At 48.0% G+C, this 677-nt stretch carries 2 protein-coding genes; one reads left to right on the plus strand and one right to left on the minus strand.

Annotation, left to right across the window (positions count from 1 at the left end; genetic code table 11):
• On the plus strand, nucleotides 1–395 hold a 395-nt coding region (locus tag R7Q48_RS27820; RefSeq protein WP_318133517.1), incomplete at its 5' end, for a GGDEF domain-containing protein.
• A 36-nt stretch (nucleotides 396–431) separates the two neighbouring features.
• On the opposite strand, the gene R7Q48_RS27825 is transcribed toward R7Q48_RS27820, so the two are convergent.
• On the minus strand, nucleotides 432–677 hold a 246-nt coding region (locus R7Q48_RS27825), incomplete at its 5' end, for a helix-turn-helix domain-containing protein (protein ID WP_318133519.1).

Below are 677 nucleotides of genomic sequence, written 5' to 3' on the forward strand. Positions count from 1 at the left end.
ATGACCAATACGGGCACACCACTGGCGACTCAGTCATGGCAACCATCGCCACGATTTTTAAACAAACGTTACCAGAGTCAGCATGTACCGTTCGCTTTGGTGGTGACGAGTTTATGATTGTGTTGCTTGCCAATGCCGAAAACGCGAAAGCCTATGCCGAGTTAGTTCGCCGCAGCATTGAACGTGAGACGTCGCTGCTTGCTTTTAAAAACCAAGTCACGATGAGCTTCGGCATCAGCGAGTTAATGCCCAATGACCGCTTGCAAGACGCACTAACCCGAGCCGACGAAGCACTGTATTGCTCAAAGCATACCGGGCGAAATCAAGTCACGACATTCCAAGATGAAAGCGAGGTGGGTGGTAAGTTCATCCAAACACCGACTAAAAGCGCATAACGGAAAGGTAAAACGACATCGCTCCTATTACTCCATTCACGAATCGGTGTAATCGGAGCGATTCAGACCAAATTTTTGCAGTTTCTGATTTAAGGTGCGACGTGGTAAATCGAGCTCTTGCATCACTTCATTAATCCGTCCTTGGTGCCTCACTAATGAATCATGCAACACTTTGCGCTCAAAGTTGTGCAGCTGAATCATCAACGGCACACCCGCTTGAGTTTCTTCCGTAGTTGACGACGGGCGGCTAGAAAGAATTTCCATCACAGAAACCGTATCATC

It is taken from the genome of Vibrio sp. 378, assembly GCF_033339435.1.